The organism is Flavobacterium sediminilitoris (assembly GCF_023008245.1).
Taxonomy (GTDB): Bacteria; Bacteroidota; Bacteroidia; order Flavobacteriales; family Flavobacteriaceae; genus Flavobacterium; species Flavobacterium sediminilitoris.
In genome coordinates, this window is sequence record NZ_CP090145.1 from 296,621 (window position 1) to 320,905 (window position 24,285).

16 protein-coding genes are annotated in these 24,285 nt (G+C 30.7%); 7 read left to right on the top strand and 9 right to left on the bottom strand.

Features of this window, described 5'->3' with window-relative positions; all coding sequences use genetic code 11:
- The first annotated feature begins 80 nt into the window (after positions 1–80).
- Entirely contained in the window at positions 81–1,136 is a 1,056-nt protein-coding gene (locus LXD69_RS01475; protein WP_045968602.1) for a mannose-1-phosphate guanylyltransferase, read from the top strand.
- Between the two features lie 6 nt (positions 1,137–1,142).
- Complete coding sequence (locus tag LXD69_RS01480) at positions 1,143–2,522, top strand: DUF389 domain-containing protein (protein ID WP_246916888.1); 1,380 nt, start codon at positions 1,143–1,145, stop codon at positions 2,520–2,522.
- An 8-nt stretch (positions 2,523–2,530) separates the two neighbouring features.
- On the opposite strand, the gene LXD69_RS01485 is transcribed toward LXD69_RS01480, so the two are convergent.
- The 3 genes from LXD69_RS01485 to LXD69_RS01495 all read right to left on the bottom strand — a co-directional run bounded on the left by LXD69_RS01485 (position 2,531) and on the right by LXD69_RS01495 (position 4,489).
- Positions 2,531–3,301: an ABC transporter ATP-binding protein gene (locus LXD69_RS01485; protein ID WP_045968608.1), complete on the bottom strand. Its 771-nt coding sequence runs from the start codon at positions 3,299–3,301 to the stop codon at positions 2,531–2,533.
- Positions 3,301–4,047, bottom strand: a complete 747-nt coding sequence (locus LXD69_RS01490) for an MlaE family ABC transporter permease (protein ID WP_045968609.1) — start codon at positions 4,045–4,047, stop codon at positions 3,301–3,303. Before LXD69_RS01490 ends, LXD69_RS01485 begins: the two co-directional genes overlap by 1 nt.
- 217 nt (positions 4,048–4,264) lie before the next feature.
- A complete protein-coding gene (locus LXD69_RS01495; RefSeq protein ID WP_045968610.1) occupies positions 4,265–4,489 on the bottom strand; it encodes a hypothetical protein in 225 nt (74 codons plus the stop codon).
- A gap of 277 nt (positions 4,490–4,766) precedes the next feature.
- Between LXD69_RS01495 and LXD69_RS01500 the strand changes: the two genes are divergently transcribed.
- Positions 4,767–5,009, top strand: coding sequence for a hypothetical protein (locus LXD69_RS01500; protein ID WP_246916890.1), 243 nt, complete (start codon positions 4,767–4,769; stop codon positions 5,007–5,009).
- Between the two features lies 1 nt (position 5,010).
- Here LXD69_RS01500 and LXD69_RS01505 read toward each other — a convergent pair whose 3' ends face one another.
- From LXD69_RS01505 to gcvP, 6 genes are all read right to left on the bottom strand, one after another.
- A complete protein-coding gene (locus LXD69_RS01505) occupies positions 5,011–6,699 on the bottom strand; it encodes a helix-turn-helix domain-containing protein (protein WP_246916893.1) in 1,689 nt (562 codons plus the stop codon).
- Between the two features lie 12 nt (positions 6,700–6,711).
- Positions 6,712–7,560, bottom strand: coding sequence for a glycosyltransferase (locus LXD69_RS01510; protein WP_246916896.1), 849 nt, complete (start codon positions 7,558–7,560; stop codon positions 6,712–6,714).
- 17 nt (positions 7,561–7,577) lie between these two features.
- Positions 7,578–8,108 (bottom strand): methyltransferase, encoded by a 531-nt coding sequence (locus tag LXD69_RS01515; RefSeq protein WP_045968618.1) that lies wholly within the window; start codon positions 8,106–8,108, stop codon positions 7,578–7,580.
- A 74-nt stretch (positions 8,109–8,182) separates the two neighbouring features.
- A complete protein-coding gene (locus LXD69_RS01520; RefSeq protein WP_045968620.1) occupies positions 8,183–9,241 on the bottom strand; it encodes a 3-oxoacyl-ACP synthase III family protein in 1,059 nt (352 codons plus the stop codon).
- A gap of 132 nt (positions 9,242–9,373) precedes the next feature.
- Positions 9,374–9,748 (bottom strand): group III truncated hemoglobin, encoded by a 375-nt coding sequence (locus LXD69_RS01525; protein ID WP_246916911.1) that lies wholly within the window; start codon positions 9,746–9,748, stop codon positions 9,374–9,376.
- A gap of 908 nt (positions 9,749–10,656) precedes the next feature.
- A complete protein-coding gene (gene gcvP / locus LXD69_RS01530) occupies positions 10,657–13,500 on the bottom strand; it encodes an aminomethyl-transferring glycine dehydrogenase (RefSeq protein WP_246916913.1) in 2,844 nt (947 codons plus the stop codon).
- A 150-nt stretch (positions 13,501–13,650) separates the two neighbouring features.
- Between gcvP and LXD69_RS01535 the strand changes: the two genes are divergently transcribed.
- From LXD69_RS01535 to LXD69_RS01550, 4 genes are all read left to right on the top strand, one after another.
- Positions 13,651–14,460: a UbiA prenyltransferase family protein gene (locus LXD69_RS01535; protein WP_246916916.1), complete on the top strand. Its 810-nt coding sequence runs from the start codon at positions 13,651–13,653 to the stop codon at positions 14,458–14,460.
- 946 nt (positions 14,461–15,406) lie between these two features.
- Positions 15,407–17,038 carry a T9SS type A sorting domain-containing protein gene (locus LXD69_RS01540; protein WP_246916920.1) on the top strand — a complete coding sequence of 544 codons (1,632 nt, stop codon included), beginning with the start codon at positions 15,407–15,409 and terminating at the stop codon, positions 17,036–17,038.
- A gap of 25 nt (positions 17,039–17,063) precedes the next feature.
- Positions 17,064–20,465: a hypothetical protein gene (locus LXD69_RS01545; RefSeq protein ID WP_246916923.1), complete on the top strand. Its 3,402-nt coding sequence runs from the start codon at positions 17,064–17,066 to the stop codon at positions 20,463–20,465.
- 190 nt (positions 20,466–20,655) lie between these two features.
- Entirely contained in the window at positions 20,656–24,276 is a 3,621-nt protein-coding gene (locus tag LXD69_RS01550) for a DUF6443 domain-containing protein (protein WP_246916926.1), read from the top strand.
- Positions 24,277–24,285: the final 9 nt, after the last annotated feature.

Sequence of the window (24,285 nt, forward strand, 5' to 3'; positions counted from 1 at the left end):
TCTATTTATACTAAATATTTAAATTAGTACCTTTAAAATATCAAAACTAAAATTACGAGCTACAAGCTAAAATTAAAAATATGAATACAAATTATTATGCAATATTAATGGCAGGCGGAGTCGGATCAAGATTTTGGCCTGTAAGCACTGCTGATTTTCCAAAGCAATTTCACGATATGTTAGGAACAGGAGACACATTAATTCAAAAAACATTTAGTCGATTATCTCAATTAATTCCTAAAGAAAATATTTTAATTTTAACTAATGAACGCTACAATAATTTAGTCTTGGAACAATTACCAATGGTAAAACAAGAACAAATTATACTAGAGCCTGCCATGAAAAATACAGCTCCATGTATTTTATATGCTTCACTAAAAATAAAAAAACAAAACCCTGATGCAGTTGTTGTTGTTGCACCTAGTGATCATTGGATTGAAGATGAAGTACAGTTTGTAGCAAATATTCAACGCTCATTTGACTTTTGTGAAATGCAAGAAACTCTTATGACATTAGGAATTGTTCCTACTTTTCCAAATACAGGATATGGTTATATTGAATTTGACAAACTCGACAGTAGACCTATTAAGAAAGTAGCTCAATTCAGAGAAAAACCTGATTATCCAACAGCTAAAAAATTTATTCAAAGCCGAAACTTCTTATGGAATGCTGGTATTTTTATTTGGAGTATAAAATCAATTACTCAAGCATTTGAAAAATTTCAACCAGAAATGTATCACCATTTTATGAAAGGTTATGATTTATACAATTCTGAAAATGAGAAGGCATTTATTCTTGAAAATTATCCTGAAGCAGAAAACATTTCCATTGATTATGCAATATTAGAAAAAGCGCAAAATGTTTTTGTCTTACCTGCTACTTTTGACTGGAATGATCTTGGGACTTGGGGTTCATTATATGACAAATTACCAAAAGATAAACAAGAAAATGCAATCATAAATGCAACAGTTCTTTTAGAAGATTCATCAAACAACATCATTAGAACGGAAGGAAAAAAAACAGTAGTAATAGACGGTTTAAATGATTATATAATTGTTGATAAAGAAAATGTACTTTTGATATATCCAAAAAGCAAAGAACAAGACATAAAAAAGATAGTCAATAAGTTAAAATAAAAAAACATGGATAAAAATCAAGATTCAGGTATAAATATTCTAGGTATTTTAAAAAAATACTTGCTAGAAATATTTGATATTGCTCATGATACAAATAAACAAGCTACTATAGACGAGATTAAATCAGGCGTTTATATGAAAGGACAAACCGCTTGGGTATTGATTTTTTCTATTTTAATTGCTTCTACAGGATTAAATACTAGTTCCACTGCTGTTGTAATTGGTGCCATGTTAATTTCACCATTAATGGGTCCGATTTTAGGAATGGGGTTGTCTTTAGGGATTAATGATATTGACTTCTTAAAAGTTGCATTAAAGAATTTCGGAATTATGGTTGTTTTAAGTTTAACCACTTCTTTCCTATTCTTCAGTATTCCAATGTTCCAAAATGAAACACCTGAATTAATAGCGCGAACTTTCCCTGATGTTAGAGATGTTATAATTGCTCTTTCAGGTGGATTAGCTTTAATTATAGCTTTAAGCAGGAGAACTAAATCTCTAAACACTATTGCTGGTGTGGCTATTGCAACTGCTTTAATGCCTCCTTTATGTACAGCAGGCTACGGATTAGCAACTGGAAAATGGGATTTCTTTGGCGGTGCTATTTTCTTATTTTCAATTAATACTATTTTTATTGCTTCTGCTACTTTTATTATCGTTCGCTTTTTAAAATTTCCTTACGAAGCTTATGCTAATTCTAAAAGAAGAAAACTTATATCTCAAATCATTTCCTTTTTTGCTTTAGTCATATTAATTCCCAGTATGTACATGTTCTATGAATTATATAAAAAGTCTGACTTTAATCAAAAAGTAACCATTTTAATTAATAAATTAAAAACAGAGCAAGGTATCTTAATTTTAGATGTTGACACAGATTATGCAACAAAAAAAATAGAATTTGCAGTAATAGGAAAAAGTCTTTCTAATAGTGACATTGCCCAATTTACAAAAGAAATGAATCAAATGGGTTATAAAGACTGTAATTTTAAAGTTCTACAAAACGCAGGAAATATTGAAACAATTAACAAGATTAAAGAAATTGAAAATTCTTTTTTATCAAATCAACAATTGCTTGTTAAAAAAGATGCAACCATATTAGAAAAAGAAAAAGAAATTTTTGAATTGAAAAGTCAGTTAATTTCTAAAAACGAAACAGTATTCCCTTTTACTGAGATAGCTAAAGAAATAAAAGCTCTGCATCCTGAAATTAATGAAGTTGCATATTCCAATGCTGTAATTACAAATTTCTCAAAAACAGATACAATTCCATCTTTTGAAGTAAAATGGAACAAAACATTCAATTCTAAAAAGAAAACAGAAGCAATTGCAACATTACAAAACTGGCTGCGAACAAAATTAAAGAACGAAAAAGTAATTGTAAAATAAGACTATTATTAATGAGTATCTTCTTCCAAATACATTTTTCTCACTTTTTTAAACAATTCAGATGAATACACAAAATCGGTTACCGCTTCATTATCTGTCTTAAAAATCTCTTTATTAGAACCTTCCCATTCTAACAATCCATTTTTTAAGAATATGATTTTCTGACCAATTTCCATTACGGAATTCATATCGTGTGTATTAATAACAGTAGTGATATTGTATTCTTCGGTAATCTCTTTAATTAAATTATCAATTACAATAGCGGTTTTTGGATCTAACCCTGAGTTTGGTTCGTCACAAAACAAATATTTCGGATTGTTTACGATAGCTCTAGCAATAGCTACTCGTTTTTGCATTCCACCAGAAATTTCCGAAGGTTTTTTATCGTTTGCATTGATTAAATTTACTCTATCAATCACAAAATCAACACGTTCTTTTATTTCGGCAGGTGTTTTTTTTGTAAACATTTTTAAAGGGAAGCCTATATTTTCTTCAACAGTCATACTATCAAAAAGTGCACTTCCTTGAAAAACCATTCCTATTTCCGTACGAAGTTCTCTTTTTTCATCATCTGTTAAATCAGAATAAATTCTACCATCAAACTCAATAGTTCCTGTTTCTGGTGTGTGGATTCCAAGTAATGACTTTAAAAAAACCGTTTTACCAGAACCACTTTGACCAATAATAAGATTAGTCATTCCTGCTTCAAATTGAGTCGTTACACCTTTCAATACTTTTTGATCTCCAAAGGTTTTTTCTAAATTAGTAACTATTATCATTAGCTTAAAAGGAGTTGAGTTAAAATATAATTCATTAAAATAATAACAACTGATGTCCAAACAAAAGAAACTGTACTTGCTTTTCCTACTTCTAATGCTCCACCTTTCATATAAAAACCATGAAAAGATGGTATTGTTGCTAATATTAAAGCAAATACAATAGTTTTAATAAAAGCATAGGTTATGTGAAAAGGAATAAATTCTGTTTGAATACCTTGAATAAATTCTGAACTTGTTGTAAAACCACCATAAACACCAGCAATATATCCTCCAAAAACACCTAAAAACATACTTAATCCAATAACAAATGGATATAACAATAAGGCTATTATTTTTGGAAAAACTAGATAATTTAGCGAATTAACTCCCATTACTTCCAAAGCATCTATTTGTTCGGTTACACGCATTGTTCCAATACTTGATGTAATGAATGATCCCATTTTTCCTGCCATAATAACCGAAATAAATGTTGGTGCAAATTCTAAAACAACAGATTGTCTTGTAGCAAATCCTATTAAGTATTTAGGAATCAAAGGATTTGTTAAATTTAATGCTGTTTGAATGGCAACAACACCACCTACGAAAAACGAAATAAAGGATACAATTCCTAATGAATCTATAATTAAATCATCTATTTCTTTAAAAATGAGTTGTTTCATTACGCTCCATCTAGTAGGTTTATTGAAAACCTCTTTAAGCATAATAAAATATTTTCCAATTTGTGATAAATAACGTATGAGCATCATTTTTTTGATTGTTCAATTTACAGTTTATAATAGGTAGTAAAAATCCGTGAGGTAAAAATAGTATATTTTGATGGATTTTTTAAAATTTCATTCATTGAATAATACGCAACCGTTATTTAAAACAACTTTTCTTTCATTTTCTTCCAAAAAGAAAATATAAAAAAACGAGTTACTAAAACACAGTAACTCGTTTACAAATTGTGTAGCAATTATTTAATTATAATCCTAAACAAGCAACTCCTTCAGTATATACATAACGGTCTGGACAAACTCCATCGCCAGATGGAACAACCCCTAATTGAGGATTATTAAAATACCCAGGCTCTGGTAAACAACAATAATCTGCTATAACTTGAACTTTACCTCTTCCTCCTCCAATGTTCTTTTTATTTTGAGCTGTTAACTCTTCTACATTGTTTAAACTTAAAATTGATTTTTTCATAATATAAAAATTAAATGGTTAAAATTATTTTTCTTAGAAACTTGCAAGAATTCTTTGGCAAATATTAAAGGAATTAAACCGTTTTACAATTGGTCTTTTATACTATTTATAAATCTATATAGTATTATTTATAAATAATACACTTTTAAAAACAAATCAATTAACTAAAAATCAACGACTTAACACGTTTAAAAACTAAACACTCTATATCAACCAGCAAAATTATCTTAAAACACTATTTTGCTTTAAATTTGAACTTAATCTTAAAATGAAAAAAATGAAAAAGTCTATTAATCAACTAAAGTTTGAAAAATTAAGTAAGAATGAATTAATGAATATAAATTCAATAGAGATTGAAGGTGCTAGTGGGAAAAATGGAGGAAACCCTGATGGATTAGTTGGTCCATGTGGAACTGAACCAAGCCCAAATCAACCAAACTATGAAATGGTATATTTACTATGGAAAAACTGTGTTGAAATGTATGAAAACCCAGCCATGTCTGGAAATTGTATTTTCTAAACTATTTTTCGTTTAATTTATTAATAAAGAGAATCGGGGTGACACCCGTTTTCTCTTTAAATATTCTAGAAAAAGAAGCTCCATTTTTATACCCTAACATTTCAGCAAGTGCTTGTGTAGTATAGTTTCTAATTTTTTTATCTTCAATTAAAATTTTAACAATATAATCCACTCGTAAGGTATTTGTATAATCATTAAAACTCATTTTTTTATAATTATTTATAAAATTTGAAAGGTAAGTAGTGTTTGTATTTATTTTTTTAGCTGCATTATGAAGATTGAAATTTTTATCTAGAAAATATTTCGTTTTTTCAATTTTATCTAATCCTTCAATTATTTTTAATTCAATATCATCATTTATAAGAACAGCGTTAGAAATGGTGTTATTTTCAAGTTCTTTTTTATTGTAATTCTCTATAATTTCAAGTAGTTTTTTATTTTGTTTCTTCTTTTTTAAAATGAATAAATAGAAAACAATCAAGATAATAAATATTGTTAAACCAAGTATTAATGTAATTATAGTTTTATCAGATTTAAGATTGATATTCTCTTTTTTAATTAAGCCTACTTCTTCTTTTAGATCGGTATTTTCAAGTGTTCTATATGCTTCTGCAAATTGTTTTTTTTCTTCGTCTGTTATTTTTTCATATAAGAATAAAAAATTATCATAGTAGTGATTAACCGAATCTGCGTTATTTTCTTTAATATAAATCTTAGATAAATATTTATGTGATAGTAAATAGTTAAAATCTACCAAAGTATCCGAATCTGAATGATTATTTACAAACTCTAAAAACCCTTTTTTTGCAATTTTATAATCTCCTTTTTGATAATTATTGTAGTAATAATTAAACTTTGCATTCAACAATAATTGTTTGAAATTTAGTTCTTCATAAAGGGTAATTGCTGTAACAGAATATTCATTTGCTATATCAAACTCTTTTTTATGATTATATAGAAGTCCTAAATAATAATTAGCTGGTGCTAAATATTGTTTTTCATTCGTCTTTGATATAATTTTATTAAACTCTGTAATTGCAGAATCACAATATTTTGTATTAGTCTTAGAATCTTGATTTAACTTTCTAAAATAAATAGATCCTAATGTGTTTGTTATGTATTTATCAATAAAACTATAATTGTTAACATCATGAATTTTTTCTAATAATACTCTTATTTCTTTAATTTCTTTTATTGCTTCATCTAACAAATTTATTGCACCTAGGTTCATTGCAATATTAATTTTAATTTTTGCTAATTGAAAAGTGTCGTCATTTAACAAGGCGTATTCTTTTGCTTTTACATACTTCTTTATGGACTCATCAAGTTTACCATTATTTTTATCAATATGACCTAAGAGTATATATATGCTAGCTAAATCTTTATAATTTTCCTTTTTAATTACAATCTTGCCTAAATATTCTTTTATTTTTTCATCAAATGAGGTTATATCAAACTCAGCTCCTGTTACTGTTAAAATATATTTCTTTGTAGTATAAGCAAATGCTAAATCAATATCGTTTTTTGATTGAAATATTTTATTTACATACAATAATGCACTATCAGGTTTATTTTGTAATTGAAAAAATTGTTCTTTGTAAAATTCAAAACCTTTTTCATTCGGTATTTGAGCATTAACTTTTAAAGTTAAAAACAATATTACAATAGTAAGTAATCTCAATTTTTTCATAAATTTCAATAATTAAAACAACTTTTCTTTGATCTTTTTCCAACGATAATTCCTGATAAAGATAGCTTGTTCTTTAGTAACGAATAGCTCTTTCTTAGAAAACTTGGCCTTTAAAAAACCTTGAATATAATCGATAAACAATAAAGGTTTCTTCTTTTTTATCGCTAATTTTAGTGATGCAATTGCTGTAATAATAAAACCATAACCCAAACTATAAAAAGCTTCACCTTGTTTGTATCGAGCTGTTTTATTATAATTTGCTCCTGTTGGTTTTAAGTGCTTTACGTGTAATGATTCGTTTGTTATTACTTTCCAATTATAAAATTTACAAAGTAATTCATCCACTGTATCCCAACCCATAGCTGGTTTTAAACCACCAATTTGCTTAAATGTTGCTTTTCTATAGGCTTTAAAAGCTCCGCGAATATGATCTTTATCGGTTAAGTTTTCTAAAATCCATTCTCCATTTTTCTCAATATAGGCAAAACCGCCAACCATTCCGATAGCATCATCAGATTTAAAATGTGTAATGATAGTTTCAAAATAATTTATTGGAAAAATCAAATCGGCATCTACTTTTACGATAATATCGTAATTTTCATCAATATGTTTTTCGCCTTCATGAAAAGCTTGAATAACCTTACTTCCTGGCAAATGAATAGCATTTGATTTTCTTTCTACTAATGAGATAAATGAATGTTTTTCTATAAATGTTTTTACTATTTCAGCCGTTGTATCTGTAGAATTATCATCAACAACAATAATTTTACTAGGCAAAACTGTTTGACTTATTAAAGAATCTAAAGTCAAACTTATAAATTGTGCTTCGTTGTGAGCTGGAATAATAATGTAGTAATTCATTGTTTAATCACTATTGACTAATTATTTTTCACTTTTTCTGCATAAACCAAATAGTATCTATTCGTAAAATAACGAAGTAATGGTCTGAAGCCTAATTTCTTTACAGGATGTGTAAACTTGATACTATCTAAAATCTTAAATCCTGTTTTTTCTAATAGCCAATCTAATTGCCAATCTTCAAACTCATGATAATGTCTGTCCCATTTGTCTGTTTTGCTTCTATAGGCTGATGAAAACCATAAACGCATAGGAATTGATATTAAAATTTTATCACATTTTACATTTTCCAAAACGGTATATGGATTTAATAAATGTTCAAAAATTTCAAATGCAGTAAACACTTCATAATTTTCGTTTACAAGGCTACTTTGATCTTTATCTATATCTTCTCCTTTAGTATTAATAACGGTATAGCTGTTTTCTTCCATTATCTTTGAAAATGGATTTGAAACTCCTAAATCTAAAATTGTCTCTGAAGTTGAAACGTGCTTTTTAAGAAACTCTAAAGTTATTTTAAAGCGTTTATTTGGAAATGTTTTTTCGTACATGAAAAAGTTTAAAATTTGAAACTTGCGTAAAATTAACCTTTAAACTTTAAACCTTAAACTTTTAAATAAAAAAATTACATTCTATATACAATTGCATTGATATTCATTCCTGCACCAACAGATGCAAAAAGAATAACATCTCCTTTGTTTAATTGATGATTTTCTATTTCTCCTTTAGTTAATAAATCAAAAAGTGTTGGCACTGTTGCTACGCTACTATTTCCTAATCGATGAATGCTCATAGGCATAATTTCTTCTGGAACTGGTTTTTTATATAGTTTATAGAAACGTTGAATAATAGCTTCATCCATTTTCTCATTAGCTTGATGAATGAGTATTTTTTTGACATCTTCAATATCAATTCCGCTTTTATCTAAACATTCTTTCATTGCTTTTGGAACATTTAATAAAGCAAACTCATAAATTTTTCGTCCATGCATTTTTATATAACGAACGTTTGGATCGTGAGTTTCATTAAATGAATTTCCAAAAAACAAATAGAAAGCTTCGTCATAAGCGAATGTAGCTGTTTCATGAGCTAAAATTCCACCTTCATCATTTGTAGCTTCAATTATAGTGGCTCCTGCTCCATCAGAATAAATCATAGAGTCTCTATCGTGAATATCTACTACTCGTGATAGCGTTTCTGCTCCTATAACCAAGCATTTTTTTGCCATTCCTGCTCTAATAAATGCTTGAGCCTGTATTACTCCTTCTATCCAACCTGGACACCCAAACAGCATATCATAAGCCACGCACTTAGGGTTCTTTATTTTAAGATTAAACTTTACACGTGTTGCTAAACTCGGTAAAATATCTGTTTGAATTGCTCCCTTTTTTACATTTCCAAAATTATGAGCAAAAATGATATAATCTAATGTTTCTGGGTCTATATTCGCTTTTTCAATTGCTTTTTTTGCTGCTATTGTAGCAATATCCGAAGTATTTAATTCGTCTGTAACATATCGTCTTTCTTTTATTCCTGTAATTTCAAGAAACTTTTCCGCAACAACATCATTTGGATGTGGAAAAGGTGTTCCATCATCATTCAAAAAAACGTGTTTTGCAAAATCTATATTAGATACAATTTGTGTTGGAATATAACTTCCAGAACCTGTTATTTTTATATTCATAGCATTGGGTTTCTAAAACGAATTTATTACTATTTTTTTAACTACTCTATAAACATCTCTTAATATTTAAAGTTATTGCGAAATAATCAAATTATTTCTCTTAAAATGGTTTTTTCTTTATTATTTCTTTATTTATTGAGAAAACTTTATTTGCAATACTGTTGCCATACTTAGAGCTTGTGTTTTCATTTGCTCAGCATATTTCCCTTCAAAATAAGCATCAATAGTAGAGTATAAATATTGTAACCAGATATCAAAATGTGTTTTAGTAAATGCTGCTTTTTCGTGTACATTTTTATGGATTTGAAACATATTATTTTTATATCCTCCTTTTAAAAATAAAGCTTGCTCCCAAAAGGTAGCTAAAATTTCAAAATGTTCTTCTAAATGTTTATCTGTATCTGTTATTTTGGTAAAGAAAAAATTAATTGCATCATCTGCTAGTAATTTATCATAAAATTTACGCATAATGAGTATCAAATCTTCTCTTGTTTCTATATCTTTCATTTCATTTATTTCTTAAAAATTAATTCTATTTTCTACATATTTAATTATAATAATAACACTATTATTTTATGTAGAATTCCTAGAAAAAAGCGGACAATTTTTTATAGTCTTTAAGCTAGCCTTTTTTAATTGTTGTTCATTCTTTTTGATACTCTAAAATAGTTAAATTATTTAATTATTTGTGCCTTCTTTTGGTATTGTAAGATGTTTCGATATATTGCTTCGCTAGTTCGCTATCGCTTGAATCAAAGATTGATAAATTAATCTTACTTTTAATGCTTTGAAAAAGCTTTCTACAACAGCATTACTAACCATTCCTTTTTCTTGACCTGTTTCTTATTATGGATTTGTATCTGTTTAATTCTGATACAAATTCTTCGCAAGCATGCTGTGTTCCTCTATCAGAGTAAAAGATTAATGATTTGTTTTTGATTGGTCTATTAATGAAAGTCATTTACAATAGCTGCTTTTACTTACTTTAAAAAACGAAACACATTTTCTCGACTGAAAATTCAGTTTTATAGGATTGGATAAATTTATATTTTACTTGTTGTTCTTGGAAATCGAAGATTCATGAATTCTAATCAATAAAATGAAAACTTATGAATAAAAGATGCCAACTGTTTTTTTAAATATGTTAGGTTCTATTTTTACATCTGCTAACTCTTTTGCAATTGTATTAATTTTTCTTCCTCTTTGCTTCTCCTTGATATTGTCTTATTGATCAATTTTCCTTGATTAAACGTCTTAATTAATTGTCCACCAAAGATAGTAACTCCAATTTATCTATTATTTAATAAAGTATACTTACAAGCTTCCTTCCTATAAACAGGAATAAATAGAAAAAGGCTTCAATTATAATCGAAGCCTTTTTATTACTTACTAGTTTCTAAAAACTAATTACTTTATTATATATATGCTTCAATGGGAGCACAACTACAAACTAAGTTTCTATCTCCATACGTATCATCTACACGACGTACGCTTGGCCAAAATTTATTTTCAGCAACATATTCTAATGGGTAAGCCGCTTTTTCTCTTGAATATGGTAATTCCCATGTATTAGCTGTTAACATGGCTAATGTATGAGGTGCGTTTTTCAATTCATTATTTGGTTCTTCTGCTGTAGCAGCTTCAATTTCTTTACGAATAGAAATCATTGCATCACAAAAACGATCTAATTCTGCGATATCTTCACTCTCTGTTGGTTCAATCATTAATGTTCCTGCCACTGGAAAAGAAACAGTAGGAGCATGAAATCCATAATCCATTAATCGTTTTGCAATATCTGTTACTTCAATTCCTTTTACTTTAAATCCGCGACAATCTAAAATCATCTCATGAGCAGCACGTCCCATTTCTCCTGAATATAATACAGGGTAATGCTCTTCTAAGCGTGCTTTCATATAATTTGCATTTAAAATAGCATGTTTTGTAGCATTTGTTAATCCTTCAGAACCTAGCATACTAATGTATCCATAAGAAATTAAACAAACTAATGCCGAACCATAAGGAGCTGCAGAAATCGCTGTAATAGCTTGCTCTCCTCCTACTTTAATAATTGGATTTGATGGTAAAAACGGTACTAATTTATCGTTTACACAAATAGGTCCTACACCTGGTCCACCGCCACCATGAGGAATAGCAAATGTTTTATGTAAGTTTAAGTGACAAACATCTGCACCAATTGTTGCTGGATTTGTTAGTCCTACTTGAGCATTCATATTTGCTCCATCCATATATACTAACCCACCATTATCGTGAATAATTTTTGTAACTTCTTTTATTGTACTTTCAAAAACACCGTGTGTTGATGGATAAGTAACCATTAGACAAGAAAGATCAGCTGCATGTTCTATTGCTTTTGCTCTTAAATCTTCAACGTCAATGTTTCCTTTTTCAGTTGTTTTTGTAACAATAATCTTCATTCCTGCCATAGCAGCAGAAGCAGGGTTTGTTCCGTGTGCAGAAGCTGGAATTAAACAAACGTTTCTGTGTGCATTTCCATTTGAAATATGATATGCTCTAATAGCCATTAGCCCTGCATATTCTCCTTGTGCTCCAGAATTAGGTTGTAGTGTTGTTCCTTGAAAACCTGTTATTACGTTTAATTGTTGTTCTAATTTTTTAAGTACAATTTGGTATCCTTCTGCTTGCTCAATAGGTGCAAACGGGTGAATACTGTTCCAGTTTGCCATAGACAATGGTAACATTTCAGCAGCAGCATTTAGCTTCATTGTACAAGAACCTAAAGAAATCATAGAGTGGTTTAACGATAAATCTTTACGTTCTAATTTTTTAATATAACGCATTAACTGACTTTCAGAATGATGGTTATTGAAAACCTCATGTTGCAAAAATTCTGACTTTCTTTCTAGCAAAGTCGGAAAATTATTTTCTGTTGTTAATGCTGTTACTTTAGTTATTTCTTTGCCAACAGCTTCTGCGAAAATGGCAATTACTTTATTAATATCTTGTAATGAAGTTGTCTCATTGAAAGATATTGATATTGTTTCATTATCAATATAATAGAAGTTTACTTCATTTTTCTCTGCAATTGTTCTTACTTTTTCAGCGTCTGCTTTTACAACAATTGTATCAAAGAAAGAAGTATTCGTTTGATATACTCCTATTTTGTTTAAAGCTTCAGCAGCAGTAACGGCCGAAGCGTGCACTTTTGAAGCAATATATTTCAATCCTTTTGGTCCGTGATAGACAGCATACATACCTGCCATAACAGCTAGTAATACTTGAGCTGTACAAATATTTGACGTTGCTTTCTCACGCTTAATATGTTGTTCACGTGTTTGTAATGCCATACGCAAAGCACGATTACCATTTGCATCTTGTGATACTCCGATAATTCTTCCTGGCATACTACGTTTGTATTCTTCTTTTGTAGCGAAGAAAGCAGCATGAGGGCCTCCATAACCCATTGGTATACCAAAACGTTGTGTTGTTCCTACTACTACAGCAGCTCCCATTTCTCCAGGAGGTGTTAATTTTACTAATGATAAAATATCGGCAGCAACTCCTACTTTAATATCGTTAGCATTTGCTTTTGCAATAAAATCAGTATAATCATTTACTTGTCCATATTTTCCTGGATATTGCAAAATAGCTCCAAAAAAGTCTGTTGAAAAGTCAAATGTTTCATGATTACCTATAACTAATTCAACCCCTATAGGAGTAGAACGTGTTTGTAATAATGATAGTGTTTGTGGTAATATTTCTTCTGAAACGAAGAATTTATTAACATTGTTTTTCTTTTGATCACGTGTACGCACATCAAACAATAAAGCCATTGCCTCTGCTGCTGCTGTACTTTCGTCCAACAGTGATGCGTTTGCAATTTCCATTCCTGTTAATTCAATAACTGTAGTTTGAAAATTTAAAATGGCTTCTAAACGTCCTTGTGCAATTTCTGCTTGATATGGTGTATAAGCAGTGTACCATCCTGGGTTTTCAAAAATATTTCTTTGAATAACAGCAGGTACAATTGTAGGGTGATATCCTAGTCCAATGTAAGAGGTAAATACTTTATTTTTCTTTCCTAATTCTTGAATATGATTTAAATATTCATATTCTGTCATAGCAGTATCTAAATCTAAATTAGATTGTAATCGAATATCGTCTGGAATAGTTTCATAAATAAGTTGTTCCATATTTTCAACTCCTACAGTTGAAAACATTTTTTCTAGGTCATTTTCACGAGGACCTATATGTCTCAAAGCGAATGCATCTGTTCTCATATCCTTAAAAAATAGGTATAATTTGTGTGTGTTGTTATTGGGCAACAAAAGTAATTATTAATCTTGTAATATTTTCTTTTTAAAAAGCTAATTTTTGTGATTTTATGAACTAATTGCCATTGTTATTAACACATTCCTTATTTTTGTTATATGCGTATTTTTAAAAACCTTGTTGATTTTTATATTGAAAGTAGCCTACATGTAGCTATAGCACTATATGCTTTGATAAGAATTACCTTTCTAAAATTAGACATTCCTTATGATGAAGCTGTTACTCATTTTGGTTTTTTTGGGACTATTGTGGGTTATAATTTTATAAAATATGATGAATTAGCGCGCATAAAGAAAATAAAACTTACTTTCCGTTTAAAAGCTATTATAGTGCTGAGTATCCTTTCCTTTTTTGCTGCTTTTTATTACTTTTTAGAATTGCATTCTCAAACGAAATTTGTGGGATTTATTGCTCTCTTTATTACTATTTTATATACTTTACCTTTTATTCCAAACAGAGGTAATATGCGCAACTGGAGTGGTATAAAAATCTATTTAGTTGCCATTGCATGGGTAGGCGTCACTGTTATTCTGCCTGTTATTAATGCAGACTATGATTGGAACATTATTGTAATTTTAAAATGTATTCAACGCTTTATTTTTATTATTTTATTAATGCTTATTTTTGAAATTATTGATTTAAAAGTAGATCATTGGCATTTAAAAACTATTCCACAACAACTAGGAATGCATAAAACCAAAATTTTAACTTATTTGCTATCATTCATCTTTGTGTCTTTGGATTTTGCAAAACCTGATATTACAATTCAAAATTTATTAACTACACTCTCAATTGCAATTATTATTTGCTTATTTTCTTTTTTTGCTTCTACTAAGAGGAATAAATACTACACTAGTTTCTGGGTTGAAAGTATTCCTCTTTTTTGGTGGCTCTTGTGCTTGTTTTAAACTCAACTCTTTTTCCTTTATTAAATCAAAGAGTCGTTATGATTGATTATTAAAAAATGAGTTGATTTAAAAAGATATTTCATTACAGTTTTCTTCTTATTCCATTTCTTTCTACTCTTGTTTTTTTACTAAAAACCGCAAAAGAAAATAAGCCATGGGGTACCACAACTACGACTTTGATAAGGGGTATATACGGGGTTGATAGGGTGTATATAGGGAGTATCACCGTCTTTGACTCGTTTTTGACTCGTCCTAAAATAACTATACAAATACAATTCCTTAATCTGTTTATTTTACTCTATACAACGATTCTTCATTTGGTTAATACAATTTGTTGTCTTTTTAAATACTATTACTCTTCCATACTGTTTCTATACACTATCCTCCCTTTATCCTAACCTTTAAGTAACCTTTAATATGGAGTAGTAAGTTTTTGACTCGTCCTAAAACAACTATACAGGTTATTAAATTAATCCTGTTTTAACTATACAAATATAGTTTTTAACCCTCCATTTACTCTTGTGATTTTTTTTTCACTTTCAAAATAAAATTACAAAAGTTGTAAACTTTTTTTCAAAACGAAAAAAAAATCACAACATAAAAACAACACGAAATTCTGGAATTTCGTGTACTACTTTAAAAAAATAATTCCTCATTGTGTTTTTCTAACTATTTTTAAGAAAAGAAAATACGCATCCCAACCTTTTTTACTTTTTGATACTCTATAAGAATAAGGTTATTAAAAAAAAGATAAAAAAAAGATAAAAAAAAGGCATGGTCTTTGTAACTTTTTTATACGATTAATCGTATAAAAAGTATAGAACAGTTAAAAAGTACGTATTTATACGTACAAAAAACATTGAAAAATACGTATTTATACGTATTGACCGGTGTCTTTTTAAAAACTAGCTTTGACTTTTACAATTTGCTAATTAACCATTCACTTATGCATATAAAATTAAAATTAGGTGTGCTGGCAATGACTATTGCCTCACCCTTAGTGTTTGCCCAAGACATTCTTTGGGAAAAATCTTACGGAGGAAAACATGCTGAATATCTGTATGATGCTATTGCAACGCCAGATTATGGCTTTATTTTAGCAGGAAGTTCTATTTCGGGAAAAAACGGGAACAAAGAGGATAAAAACAAGGGCGATTTGGATTATTGGCTTTGGAAAATGGATGAGCATGGGAATCTAGATTGGCAAAAAAGTTTTGGAGGTAATAAAGTGGATTTATTGCAGAGTATTGCTATTACTCATGATGGTGGCTTTATTTTAGGGGGTACTTCTGCTTCTGATAAAGGACTCGATAAGAAGGAAGTGTGCAAAGGACAAGAAGATTTTTGGGTTATAAAACTCAATGCTAAAGGACAAGAAATGTGGCAAAAAACCATAGGTGGTAATGGTATGGAGCGTCTTTTGAGTATTGCACCTACAAAAGATGGTGGTTATATCTTAGGAGGTACATCGAGTTCAGATAAATCGGGTAAAGATGAAAAGGGAGTTGATGATGTGTATGGTAAAAGTGAAGATAGTAGAGGGAATCTGGATTATTGGGTAGTGAAATTAGACAAAGATGGAAAAGTGCTTTGGCAAAAAACCTTAGGGGGTAAATATGTAGACGAACTAAAAAGTATTTCACAAACTACAGATGGTGGTTATATTTTGGGTGGTTATTCTAATTCTCCTATTTCAGGGGATAAAACCGAGAGCAACTTTGGACTAGGTGATTACTGGATTGTAAAACTAGATGAAGAAGGGACAATAGAATGGCAACGCACTCTGGGTGGCGATCAAGATGATCATTTATTTGCGCTATCTCAGACTACAGATGGTGGTTATATTGTGGGTGGTAATTCTAATTCTGGTGCTACTAATTCCAAATCAAAAACCAACAAAGAAGGCACTGATTTTTGGGTGTTAAAACTAGACAAAACAGGGAATATCGATTGGCAAGAAACCTACAATTATGGGAAGATTGATATTTTAACTTCTATTGTAGAAAATCCGGATGGAAGCTACTTAATAGGGGGTTATGCACAGAGTGAAGCACAAGTGAAAAGTCAAAAGTCAAAAGTGAAAAGCCTGCAATCGGACAAAGAAGGTATTAACGATTATATTGCATTAAAAATCAATGCAAAAGGGGAAGAAATCTGGACGCAAACCGTAGGAAGCAAGGGTGAAGAAGTGATGAAAAAACTACTTGAAACCCGAGATGGTGGTTATTTGTTAGCGGGTACATCAAAAGGTAGTGTTTCTAGAGATAAAAATTCGGTAAAAGGCGGCTATGATTTTTGGGTGGTAAAACTACGCGATAAAGAGCGAGAGGAAAAAGCACGAATCACGGTAGAAGCCATGCCAAATCCGGCTATACATTTTACCAATGTGATTGTCAACTTCGAATATAAAAAAGGAACTGCTACCCTGTATGATTTAAATGGAAGAAGCTTGCAAAGTATGGAAATTACAGGAGACAAAACCATTCCTATGGAGCTTAGCACTTTACCACAAGGGATTTACCTTATAGAAATTAGAACCAATACCCAACACGGCAGTGTGAAGGTGATTAAAAAATAAAGAATTGAAAACAAAACGATACACCATGAGAATAACAAAACTGCTAACTATTGTATTGATAAGTGCTTTAGGGTTTGGGCAAAACGATCCTAACCCACAAGATTATCTGCCAAATATAATTCCTCCATCTCCTGAAGCTTATGCATTGGGAAACTACGGAAATATTCCAGTAGGATTATTTACAGGATCTCCCAATGTACAAATACCCTTACTAGAATTTAAAACAAAAAGTATTACTATCCCCTTTAGTCTATCTTACAGTTCTAATGGAATAAAGATTGATGATGTTAATTCAAAAGTAGGATTAGGTTGGAACTTAATTGGTGGTGGTGTTATAAATAGAGTTATAAGAGATCAGCCAGATGAGAATGAAAATTTCTCTATTCCAATAATATCTAATAATAATTATCAAGACCCACTCTTCATGCAATCGCTGGATGTTATAAGCGAAAACGAATATATGGATTCTGAAAGAGATTTATTCAGCTATAGTTTTAATGGAAATTCAGGACAGTTTGTTTTCAACACTGATGGATCAATTGTTCATTTACCTCAATCGGATCTTAAAATTGAAGTTCAAGTAAGTCAAGAAACCCCCAATATTTACAACTTCAAAATAACAGACCCATTTGGCGTAATTTATTTTTTCGAAGAAAAAGAACAAACTATGTTAAGAACTTCGGGAGGAGGTCATTCAGTGCCAAATACAAATTATACTGCTTGGTATTTAAGTAAAATAAAGACAATTGATGGGCTTGAAATATACCTTAACTATTCTAATGATGTTTCTTATTATGTTGCCTCACAAAGTCAGCAGCTGTCAAAATCCTATCCCAGTTTTCAATATTCAGTTGGAAAACCTCATGTAAAAGGGATAACATATTCTCCTATTTACTCTCATCATATTAGAGTTATTGGTAAAAGAATTGAAAGTATTGAGAGTAATAATCCAATGTATGGGAAATTGTTTTTTACTTATAATAATGAATTATATAACGTTGAAGATCCTAATACAGTACTTAAGGAGATACGTAAAGAAAACAAAAACAACGAAGTTATTAATAAAGTATCCCTTAATTATCTTTCAACAAATACTGAACGTCTTTTTCTTCAAGAAATCATCTCAAATGATCCTAACAAAAAATATAGTTTTGAATATATACAGCCTAATGCTTTTCCAGCAAGATTATCGTTTGCAAGAGATGAATGGGGCTATTTTAATGGGATAACTTCTAACGTGAATTTAATTCCAAAAGTTAATTCTCATGGTTTAGAAAACACTAATTATAATCATGCTAATCAACAAATAAATCCTATTTATTCTAAAATAGGCTTATTATCAAAAATCTTTTATCCTACAAAAGGTTATTCTTCTATTGAATATGAATCTAATGATTATTTAAAAAAGAATACAAAGGTCCTTCCTACAAATTTATTTAATCAGTTAATAAATATTAACTCAAATAGTAATGAAAGAAATAAAACTGTTTCTCAAAACATATTTACTTATTTTGACCATAGGGTTAAATTAACAGGTAGCTCTGAGTTTTATAATTGTGATCCTGATCTTAATGTGGGGAATAATAAACATAAAACACTTACTAGTATATTTTGCGTAGAAGACAATGAAGAGGTGCGATTATTTAAGTATGACCAATGGGGAGATATGATAGATGTGGGCTATTCAACTGACTTAAATTTTGGAGATTGTTATTTTTATGCCAAAGAAAACAAGACATATACAGTTTCATTAAAAAATAATTTTAATTGTACTAGAGGATATACTTCTATTGAGTATTATAAAGATGACTACACAATAATTAATCAAAATATAAATGTTATAGCGGCTGGTAATAGAGTAAAAAGTATTATTGACTATAATCATGATAATATGATAATTGATACAAAACGATATTACTATTCTAAATTAAATGAGCTTAATACTTCTTCTGGTATAATTGGGCTACAGCCATTTTATGCCAGTATAATGAGATGGAGAGAGGCCGTTATGAATGATGGATCACCTGCACCAATTGGCTTTCGAGAATTTTCTGATTTAGTAGTTTCTTCTAGTTCTTTAAATAATATGTATGTTAATGGAAATAACATCTATTATTCTTATGTAACCATCAGTTATGGAGGCAATAATTTTGAAAACGGAGCAGAAGAAAAACAATTTATGATTAATAAAGACTATTTTGGGAAAACGATATACAATAGTGATGATATTTCTGGAGCTCCATTTACTAATTTTGGATGGAATAACGGCTTTGAAATTGAATCGAAAAGTTATACCAAAAAAGGAAGTAATTTTTATCTATTAAAAAAACAATCCAACAACTATTTTCTTGACGAGACTAAGACTGTTGAATTAATCAACTTTGCTACTCGAAAAAAATATGATGAAATCCTAGAAGGCCCAGCTGTATACACGTGTAATTCGACTGATGTTACAACAAGATATCCTATAAAAACCTGTACAACAAATCATAATCACATAAGATATGTAGGGAGTTGGCATTGCATTGTGCCTGGAGCGAACAATGTTACTTCTTATATAAATCACCCTTGTTATGGCAGAAATGTAGGAGATTTAATCCCTTATTACGACAGATTGGACAATGCTGACATTGTTGAATACAAGAATATATCTTACCGATTTTATTTAAAAAATAAAACATCAACAGACTATTTTTATGACACTTCAAACAATCTAGTTGGCCAAGTTGAAAATACGATTATTAATTCACATAATAGCCCTAATCATCTTCAACAAACAACACAAACTATAATAACCAGTTCACCAGAAGAAACGTTAGAAACCAAATATTCTTATGCCCATGAACAAAGTAATCAAGCATTAATTGATAAAAACATGATTGCTATTCCATTAAAAACAGAAATAAAAAGAAATGGAGTTGCCCTTTCTTCTCAAGAAACCCAATATAGAGACTGGGGCAATGGTATAATAGCGCCTGAAATTATAAAAACAGCCAAAGGAGCTGCAACAGCGGAAGACAGAATAAAATACAATGCACTAGACAACACCACAGGTAATCCACTAGAAGTGCAGCAAGAAGGCGGACAACCCATCACCTATATTTGGGGCTATAACAAAACGTTGCCTATTGCTAAAATAGAAAATGCCACCTATGCCCAAGTGCAACCATATGAAGTTAATTTGCAAACTCTTTCTAATGGAACAGATGAGGCAAGTTTAATAACGGCTTTAAATAATTTGAGAACAGTTTTACCCAATGCGATGATAACCACCTATACACACAAACCACTTATAGGTGTAAGCACTATGACCGATTCTAAAGGGAATTTTGTACGATATCATTATGATCCTTTTAACCGATTGGAATTTGTAACGGACAAAGATGATAAGGTAGTAAGCGAAAACAAGTATCATTATAAGAATTAGAAAACTTTATAATTGACCAATATGGGTGTAATTAAATAATGCTATTTACATGCTCAATATTTTTCTTTCTTGGAACGATAACAGAAAAGAAAAATGGTTGAAAAATGAGGTTAAAAAAATAAAATAAATCATCCCGCTCGATGGACACTCCTCCAAAGGAGGGGAATGCAAAAAAGACAACTATATAGTTATGAAAAAAATAATATACCTATTAACCCTAATCCCCTTTCTTGCTTTAGGACAAAGTACCGATCAAAACTGGGTGAAAACCATTACGTACAAACAACCCACTGCAACTCCGATTCCAGATCCTGATGTAAGTGTTGCCACTGTACAAGTGAGTTATTTTGATGGATTGGGAAGACCTATTCAACAAGTAGCCCACCAACAATCGAATTCAGGAAAGGACATTGTAACCCATATAGAATATGATGAATTTGGCAGACAAACCAAAGAATATCTGCCTTATGTGAACACGACGTCTAATTTAAATTACGATCCGACTGCCCAAGCTTCAGTAATGAATTTTTATGGCATACTCGATCCTTCAAAAACAGGTAATCCTGCTTTTGATATTACAGGCAATCCATACAGCGAAAAAGAACTAGAAGCTTCCCCACTAAACCGAGTATTCAAACAAGCTGCTCCAGGTGATCCTTGGGCAATGGGACAAGGTAAAGAAATAAAATTTGAATACGGAACGAATATAGGAACAGGAAATGGAGCTGTAAAATTATACAAAGCCAATGCGACATGGAATGCTGCCTTAGGCTTATACACCATTAGTCCTCAAGACTTAGGGTATTATGCCGAAAATCAACTATACAAAACCATTACCAAAGATGAAAACTGGAAATCGACACAAACTCATCCAAGGGACAATACCACTGAAGAATACAAAGACAAAGAAGGACAAGTGGTATTAAAACGTACTTTTAATAATGGCAATCCACACGAAACCTATTACATTTACGATCAATTTGGTAACCTTACCTATGTGATTCCACCACTAGCAGAAGGCATTGCCAGTCAGGCTAATTTGGATAATTTAGGGTATCAATACAAATACGACCATCGCAACCGATTAGTAGAAAAGAAACTACCGGGTAAACAATGGGAATTTATTGTTTATGACAAACTAGACAGACCTGTAGCTACCGGACCTGCTTTTATACCTGATGGTGGAACAATCGTAGGCTGGATGATAACGGAATATGATGTTTTTGGAAGAGTAATCCAAACGGGTTGGAAACAAATGACTGTTACGGCATCTGAAAGAGCCGCAAAACAAAATAGTATAAACACTGGAAGTAATCCTTTCGTTTTCGCTGGAGATGACCTTATCTTAACCAAAAATTATTATGATAATTATTCTTATCCAAATGCTCCAAATCCTGTACCAACGCAAGTGGAAGGTCAGACTATTGCTACCAATGTAAAAGGCTTACCAACCGGTTCATGGGTAAGGGTGATGGACAATGCCAACTCAAATGCAGCAGAAACCAGCTATACTTTGTACGATGATCGTTATAGACCTGTGCGTTCGTATACATCTAACCATTTAGGTGGATTTACACAAGTAGATTCTAAACTCGATTGGGCTGGAAAAACCGAATATACCATTACCACCCATAAATACGATACGAACGCTACAGTACTAACGGTTACCAATCGTTTTAGCTATTCCCCACAAGACCGTTTAACCCAACACAAACAACAAATAAACAGTCTGCCAGAACAGCTTATCACCCAAAACACCTATGATGAACTAGGACAATTGATTAGTAAAAAAGTAGGTGGAACCAATGTAAGCCCAAGTGCTACAGGACTACAAAAAGTAGATTATACCTACAACGTGAGAGGCTGGCTGAAAAGCATTAATGATGTCAACGATATTGCCACTGAAAAGGATTTGTTTGCTTTTAAAATTAGTTATAATGATCCAACAAATGCTTCAAAAGCGTTATTCAATGGGAATATTTCAGAGACTTTTTGGAAAACAAACAGTGATAATACTTTAAGAAAATATGAATATTCTTATGATAATCTAAATCGATTGTTAGACGCGAACTATTCAAAAGCAGGAGGAGCAGCAACAGCACCTGATGCTTATAAAGAAGCTTTGACCTACGATAAAAATGGAAATATTATAACTCTAAATAGGTACAGCGCTACCGATAGTCCTGATTATGCATTTCACATAGACAATTTAGAATATTTCTATGATTTGGAAAAGCGAAATCAATTAGTAAAAGTTATTGATTATGAAGCAAACCCACAAGGTTTTAAAGATGGTATTAATACCGACAACGATTATACTTATGATAACAATGGAAACTTAACAAAAGACAAAAACAAAGACATAACGGCTATTGTCTATAACTATTTGAATTTGCCTGTTAAAATAGTTGTAGGCACCAATACTATTACCTATATTTACAATGCAACAGGACAAAAAGTAAGCAAAATAGTGAATGAAGCAACCAACATAACCCAAACCAATTATTTAGCAGGAGGTTTTCAATACAAAAACAATGTATTGCAATTTTTCCCACATGCTGAAGGCTATGTAAAACATGAAGCAAATAATTACAGCTATGTTTTTAATTATACTGACCATTTAGGAAACGTAAGAGTCAGTTATTCAGATATAGATAAAAATGGTAGTTTAGGGGGTGAATTAAATGTTGAAAGTTGTGAAACTCATTATGACAGAAATGGTAATCCATATACTATTTGCAATACTTATTTTACAGACTCAATACTAGAAGAAAATCATTATTATCCTTTTGGACTGAAACATACTGGATATAATATGAATAATTCTCAACCTAATTACCAGTATAAGTATAACCATAGAGAGTGGCAAGGTGAATTAGGACTGAATGTTACTGCAATGGACTTCCGTCAATACGACCCAGCGATAGGTAGATTTAATGTAATAGATGTGATGACCGATATTATGCCTTCATTATCTCCTTATCGTTTTGCATTTAATAATCCTATTTTATGGAATGATCCTTCAGGAATGTTAGAAGGTACTGATCCAGAAACTGATCCTACGATTATTTTAAAGGAAGTTGTAGTTACAGGAAAATCAAAGAAAGAAAGTTTAGCAACAAGACCTGCAAATTTTACTTATAATTTGATCGACTGGAGTAGTGTTGATAACAATAAAAGACCTACACTTGAGCAGTATAATAAACATAATGGTACAAATTATCAATCTTTTGATGATTATTATTACAATGAGCATTATAAGCCTGCTTATAATCAAATGATTGGAGATATACATGGAGCCACTGGTCAAGCTGCTACAGTTGTTGGAGTAGTCGCAGCAACTTTAGTAGGGACAGCTTTAATATTACCTGTATTAGTTGCTGCTGCACCTACAGCTCAGTCTTTTATTGCAGCAGAACTCACAGGATATACTACTATAACAGGAAAAACAATTGTAACAGGTATGGCTTCAAATGCACTATCACAAGGCATTGCTAATGGAGGGGATGTATTAGAAATAAATGTTATAGAAGTAGGTTCGTCTGCTATTCCAGGTGTTGGCCCAACTATAATTGGAGAAACATTTAATTTAAAAGCTGGTGATATAATGAATGGTAATTTTACTCCTACTACACCACAAAGTTTTGATCATGCTCTACTTCAAATTGGTGGGGGACTTCTGAGCAATTATTCAGGTAATAAAATTGATAATTTTACTACAGGAAATACTGTAGAATCTGTATACAAAGAAGTATTGAAATTTACTATTGAAACAGGTTCAAATGTTGCACCAGGATTAGCAGATAAATAATATTAATTT

Coding starts and splice junctions, on each gene's coding strand:
- LXD69_RS01475 (WP_045968602.1), top strand. CDS start 81: ATGAATACAAATTATTATGCAATATTAATGGCAGGCGGAGTCGGATCA.
- LXD69_RS01480 (WP_246916888.1), top strand. CDS start 1,143: ATGGATAAAAATCAAGATTCAGGTATAAATATTCTAGGTATTTTAAAA.
- LXD69_RS01485 (WP_045968608.1), bottom strand. CDS start 3,301: ATGATAATAGTTACTAATTTAGAAAAAACCTTTGGAGATCAAAAAGTA.
- LXD69_RS01490 (WP_045968609.1), bottom strand. CDS start 4,047: ATGATGCTCATACGTTATTTATCACAAATTGGAAAATATTTTATTATG.
- LXD69_RS01495 (WP_045968610.1), bottom strand. CDS start 4,489: ATGAAAAAATCAATTTTAAGTTTAAACAATGTAGAAGAGTTAACAGCT.
- LXD69_RS01500 (WP_246916890.1), top strand. CDS start 4,767: ATGAAAAAGTCTATTAATCAACTAAAGTTTGAAAAATTAAGTAAGAAT.
- LXD69_RS01505 (WP_246916893.1), bottom strand. CDS start 6,699: ATGAAAAAATTGAGATTACTTACTATTGTAATATTGTTTTTAACTTTA.
- LXD69_RS01510 (WP_246916896.1), bottom strand. CDS start 7,560: ATGAATTACTACATTATTATTCCAGCTCACAACGAAGCACAATTTATA.
- LXD69_RS01515 (WP_045968618.1), bottom strand. CDS start 8,108: ATGTACGAAAAAACATTTCCAAATAAACGCTTTAAAATAACTTTAGAG.
- LXD69_RS01520 (WP_045968620.1), bottom strand. CDS start 9,241: ATGAATATAAAAATAACAGGTTCTGGAAGTTATATTCCAACACAAATT.
- LXD69_RS01525 (WP_246916911.1), bottom strand. CDS start 9,748: ATGAAAGATATAGAAACAAGAGAAGATTTGATACTCATTATGCGTAAA.
- gcvP (WP_246916913.1), bottom strand. CDS start 13,500: ATGAGAACAGATGCATTCGCTTTGAGACATATAGGTCCTCGTGAAAAT.
- LXD69_RS01535 (WP_246916916.1), top strand. CDS start 13,651: ATGCGTATTTTTAAAAACCTTGTTGATTTTTATATTGAAAGTAGCCTA.
- LXD69_RS01540 (WP_246916920.1), top strand. CDS start 15,407: ATGCATATAAAATTAAAATTAGGTGTGCTGGCAATGACTATTGCCTCA.
- LXD69_RS01545 (WP_246916923.1), top strand. CDS start 17,064: ATGAGAATAACAAAACTGCTAACTATTGTATTGATAAGTGCTTTAGGG.
- LXD69_RS01550 (WP_246916926.1), top strand. CDS start 20,656: ATGAAAAAAATAATATACCTATTAACCCTAATCCCCTTTCTTGCTTTA.